Raw genomic sequence first — 3436 nt, forward strand, 5'->3', positions numbered from 1 at the left:
GACCGGGAGCGGGTCACCGTGCCCGCCCGCTCGGCCGTGAGCGTCGGCTTCACCGTGACCGTCCCCGACCGGGCCGAACCGGGGGACCACCCCGGTCATCGCCTTCGGCGCCGTCACCCGCACCGACCCGGCGACCGGCGCCACCGCACTGACCGGCGAGCACCTCGCCCGCTCCCTCCAGGGCCCCTACCTCGGCTCGCTCGTCGGCAGCGTCCAGCTCTCCGCCCTCACCGCGCTGATCGGCGGAGTCCTCGGCGTCGCCATCGCCCAGGCCGTCGTCACCTCCGGCTCGCCGGGACTGCGCGGCGCGGCCCTCACCGCCTCCGGCGTCCTGGCCAACTTCGGCGGCGTCCCCCTCGCCTTCGCGTTCATCGCCACCGCCGGGATCTCCGGAGTCGTCACCCAGCTCGCCGACCTCGGCAGCCTCGGCTGGAACCTGTACTCCTTCACCGGACTCACCGTGGTCTACCTGTACTTCCTCACCCCCCTGATGGTGCTGGTGATCGCCCCCGCCCTGGACGGGCTGCGCCCCCAGTGGCGCGAAGCCGCGCAGAGCAGCGGGGCCACCACCGGACAGTTCTGGCGCCACGTCGGCCTGCCGGTGCTCGCGCCCTCGCTGCTCGGCGGGTTCGTGCTGCTCTTCGGCACCGCCTTCGCCGCGCACGCCACGGCCGCCGCCCTCGTCGGCGGATCCGTACCCCTGGTCACCCTCAAGATCGCGGACGCGCTCTCCGGCAACGTGCTCACCGGCCAGGAGAACGTCGCGCTCGCCCTCGGCCTCGACATGATCCTGATCGCCGGCCTGGTCATGGCCGTCTACCTGCCCCTCCAGCGACGGAGCGCCCGATGGCTGCGATGACCCCGACCGCCGCCCGCACCACCTCGGAGGCCGACGCCGGGGCCCCGGTCCCGCGCCCCGCCGCCCTCCGGGCCCGGCGCCGGCCCCGCGTCTGGCGCGGAGCCGTCCTGGTCCTCGCCGGCGCCTACTTCCTCGGACCGCTCCTCGCCTCGTTCGTCTTCACCGTGCACGTGCCCGGGCAGGGCGTCTCCTTCGAGGCGTACACCGGACTGCTCGCCGCAGACGGCTTCACCGAGAGCCTGCTGCTCTCCCTGGGCCTCGCCGCCGCCACCATCGCCCTGTCCCTGCTGCTCGCGGTGCCCGCGCTGGTGGCCGTGCGCATCGGCTCCCCGCGGCTGCGGCCCGTCGTCGAGGTGATGTGCATGCTGCCGCTGGTGGTACCGCCGATCGCCCTGGTCACCGGGATCACCACCGTCCTGCGCTGGGGCCCCGAGCACCTGTCGCGGACCCCGCTCTACCAGACCTTCCTGGCCGTGCAGAACGAGAGCTTCCCGGTCGTCCTGGTCCTGGCCTACACCGTGCTGGCCCTGCCGTTCGTGTACCGCTCGCTGGACGCCGGTCTGCGCGCCGTCGACGTGCCGACCCTGGTCGAGGCCGCCCGCAGCTGCGGCGCGAGCTGGCCGTACGTCGTCCTGCGCGTCCTGCTGCCCAACCTGCGGGCCTCGCTCGCCGGAGCGGCGTTCCTCACCCTCGCCCTGGTCCTCGGCGAGTTCACCATCGCCTCCCTCCTCGGCTTCCAGCCCTTCGCCGTCTGGATCGTGTCGATCTCCGGAGCCCAGGCCCGGATGTCGGTCGCCGTCTCCGTCCTCAGCCTCCTCATCACCTGGCTGCTGCTGCTCGCCCTGTCCCGGGCCGGGACCGCCCCGTCCACGGCCGCGGCGGCGCCCGCCACCACCTCCCGCAAGGAATCCTGAGCCCATGTCCACCACGCCCACCACCGCCCCCGCGGCCGGGAAGCCCGCCGACTCCGCCGCGCCCGCGGGCGCGCGCGTCGAGTTCCGTGCCCTGCGCCGGGCGTTCGGTTCCACCGTCGCGCTGGACGGCCTCGACCTCACCGTCGAGCCCGGCGAACTCCTCGCCCTGCTCGGCCCGTCGGGCTGCGGGAAGACCACCGCCCTGCGCGTGGTCGCCGGCTTCGAACAGCCGGACTCCGGCGAAGTCCTGGTCGACGGACGGGACATCACCCGCGTCCCGGCCAACCGCCGTGACGCCGGGATGGTCTTCCAGTCGTACAGCCTCTTCCCGAACCTCAGCGCCCGCGACAACGTCGCCTTCGGCCTGCGCGTCCGCAAGGTCGGCGCGGCACAGCGCCGCGAGCGCGCCGCCGAACTCCTCGACCTGGTGGGCCTGCCGGACCACGGAGACCGCTACCCGCACCAGATGTCCGGCGGCCAGCAGCAGCGCGTGGCGCTCGCCCGCGCCCTGGCCCTGCGCCCGCGCGTGCTCCTGCTCGACGAGCCGCTCTCCGCGCTGGACGCGAAGGTGCGGGCGAACCTGCGCGAGGAGATCCGCAGGCTCCAGCTGACCCTGGGCATCACCACCGTGTTCGTCACCCACGACCAGGAGGAGGCCCTGTCGATGGCCGACCGGGTCGCGGTCCTCAACGCCGGGAAGCTGGAGCAGTGCGCGGCCCCGGCCGAGCTGTACGAGCGCCCCTCGACGCCGTTCGTCGCCGAGTTCGTCGGCACCATGAACCGGCTGCCCGGACGGCTGGCGGGCTCCGGGCTCGTGGACGTGGCGGGCGTACGGCTGCCCGTGGACGGCCCCGTGCCGGCCACCGCGGACGTGGAGGTCCTCGTACGCCCCGAGAACGTGACGGCGAGCGCCGACCCCGACGGCGACGCCACCGTCGTCTCCGCCTCCTTCTTCGGCTCCGTGACCCGGCTCCACCTCGAACTGCCCAGCGGCGTCCGGGTCAAGGCGGACCTGCCCTCGCGGGACGCGGGAGACCTGGCCCCCGGCACCCGCGCCGCCATGGGCCTGGCCCGGCGGCCGGTGCTCGTCGTGGCGGGGCCCGCGTGAGCACCCTCGGAGCGGTCCTGTTCGACATGGACGGCACGCTCGTCGACACCGAGGTGCTGTGGTGGCGGACCGCCGAGGCGACCGCCCGGGCCCTCGGGTACGAGCTGACCGGCGCGGACGCGCCGGAGGTCGTCGGCCGGGCGGTGGCGGACACCGCCGCCCACCTCGTACGGGCCGCGGGCGCGGGCGACACGGCCGAGGTCGCCGCCGCGCTCACCGAGGACTTCTTCCGCCGGGTCGAAGCCGGGGCACCCGAACGCCCCGGAGCCCGGCGGCTGCTGGCCCGGCTGGAGGCCGAGGGCGTGCCGTTCGCTCTGGTCAGCGCCTCGCCGCGGGTGGTCGTGGACTCGGTGGTGGGCGGCTCCCTGGCCGACGTCCCCTTCGCGTTCACCCTGTCCGCCGACGACACCGAACGCACCAAACCCCACCCGGACCCCTACCGGGCCGCCGCCGCCCGGCTGGCGAGCGCCTGGCCCCCGACGGCGCGGCCTCCTTCTTCGCGCAGGCCGCCGCGGTGGCGCTGTGGACCGGAGCCACCTGGCTCCTGCGCCCGGG

At 75.1% G+C, this 3436-nt stretch carries 3 protein-coding genes and 1 pseudogene; all 4 read left to right on the forward strand.

Features of this window, described 5'->3' with window-relative positions; translation table 11 throughout:
• Window positions 1–97 precede the first annotated feature (97 nt).
• A pseudogene (locus ABT106_RS31475) lies at window positions 98–859 on the forward strand (ABC transporter permease); the annotation flags it as partial.
• Window positions 856–1773, forward strand: coding sequence for an ABC transporter permease (locus tag ABT106_RS31480; protein WP_351284351.1), 918 nt, complete (start codon window positions 856–858; stop codon window positions 1771–1773). The pseudogene ABT106_RS31475 and the gene ABT106_RS31480, both read left to right, overlap by 4 nt.
• Before the next feature lie 4 nt (window positions 1774–1777).
• Entirely contained in the window at window positions 1778–2881 is a 1104-nt protein-coding gene (locus ABT106_RS31485; RefSeq protein WP_351284349.1) for an ABC transporter ATP-binding protein, read from the forward strand.
• A 26-nt stretch (window positions 2882–2907) separates the two neighbouring features.
• Window positions 2908–3436, forward strand: a 529-nt coding sequence (locus ABT106_RS31490) for an HAD family hydrolase (RefSeq protein ID WP_351284354.1), incomplete at its 3' end; no start/stop codon positions are given.

This window comes from Streptomyces sp. NPDC002044, from assembly GCF_040296725.1.
GTDB lineage: Bacteria > Actinomycetota > Actinomycetes > Streptomycetales > Streptomycetaceae > Streptomyces > Streptomyces antarcticus.

Excerpts from the sequence above, each read along its gene's own strand:
- ABT106_RS31480 (WP_351284351.1), top strand. The coding sequence starts at position 856 with ATGACCCCGACCGCCGCCCGCACCACCTCGGAGGCCGACGCCGGGGCC.
- ABT106_RS31485 (WP_351284349.1), top strand. The coding sequence starts at position 1,778 with ATGTCCACCACGCCCACCACCGCCCCCGCGGCCGGGAAGCCCGCCGAC.